Annotated in this window: 1 pseudogene; it reads right to left on the bottom strand. The window is 68.8% G+C overall.

The window, feature by feature from the left end:
* Nucleotides 1–221 (bottom strand): annotated as a pseudogene (locus AC1DIX_RS28300) (hypothetical protein); the annotation flags it as partial.
* Nucleotides 222–368 lie beyond the last annotated feature (147 nt).

Below are 368 nucleotides of genomic sequence, written 5' to 3' on the forward strand. Positions count from 1 at the left end.
GAGAGATCGGCGACGACCGCGGGCCTGAGCAACGCAAGCTGGGCCTGCACATCGCCATCGCGGTCGAAGACCACGCCCTCTGCGCCTCGCTCGATCCCGGCGGCAAATGTCTCGGCCTTCTCCGCCGACCGCCCGCCGACAAGCAGATGGAAGCGCGGATCGCCGGCCAGCAAGCGTGCCAGCCGGCTGCCGAACGCGCCGTAGCCGCCGATGATCAGCACGCGAAGCCCGCTTGTACTCATCCGAGAAAGCGGCTCCTGACCTCAGGCGTCGGCACAAAGCAACTGTCGCTGCGGCCCGCGATCCGCAGCCGGTTGCGGGCGATGAATTCGTAGAGCCGGTCGGCAAGCGGCCGCGGCAGTATGCGC

The organism is Massilia sp. 05N420 (assembly GCF_056397205.1).